This is a genomic window from Anoxybacillus ayderensis, assembly GCF_000833605.1.
Lineage (GTDB): Bacteria > Bacillota > Bacilli > Bacillales > Anoxybacillaceae > Anoxybacillus > Anoxybacillus ayderensis.
Genome location: NZ_JXTG01000065.1, coordinates 1 through 759, shown reverse-complemented (window position 1 = coordinate 759; position 759 = coordinate 1). Strand labels below are relative to the sequence as shown.

General features: G+C 48.2%; 1 pseudogene. It reads left to right on the top strand.

What is annotated here, in order from left to right:
- Window positions 1-759 (top strand): annotated as a pseudogene (locus JV16_RS14940) (ISL3 family transposase); the annotation flags it as partial.

The following is a 759-nucleotide window of genomic DNA, read 5'->3' as shown; positions in this document are numbered from 1 at the left end:
ATTTACCAGATGTTTTGATTCAAAAGGTGCGAAAAGAAGGAGATCGTTGGCTTTTCGAACTTTCTCTACCTGAACAATGCCCGTTATGTCCTGTCTGCTTGAAACGCACGATCAAAATGACAGGAAAAAAGAAGCAATGGATGCATGGCTATGCTCAACGAATCGGGATTTTTTGGATTGAACTCCCTGTCGAGCGCAGACGTTGTGGTACGTGTGGCATGACGTTCAGCACGTCTTATCCAGGAATCTCCCCTCGAAGTGTGGCAACGGACGCTTTTCAGCAATGGGTGGCGCAATCTTGCATTGGGACATCCATTCAGGCAGTAGCTCGGATGCTCAAACTCCCTTACACGACCGTGGAACGTTGGTTTTATACCCATGCCCCTTCCTTCCTATCGACTGATATCCAACCAAAGGCGGTTTGTGTCGATGAATTTGCCTTTCGAAAAGGGCATGACTACGGAGTGTCGATCATGGATGCCGAGCGGGAGAAGTGTATGCCATCGAAGCTGGAAAGAACGAGGAAGCCATCAGACGTGCGTTGGCGCATGTGTCTCGTTCTGTTCAGTATGTCGTAAGCGATTTAGCCCCAGCGATGAAAAAAGCCATTCAAGGGGTTTGCCCAGAGGCGACACACGTGGTCGATTATTTCCATGTCATTCAGCTGTTTACGGATGCTTTAGATCGTTGCCGCAAATATGTAGACAAAGGGGGCAAGAAACACGGAAATGTTCGTTACGTTTGCCGTTTATTGAGCAC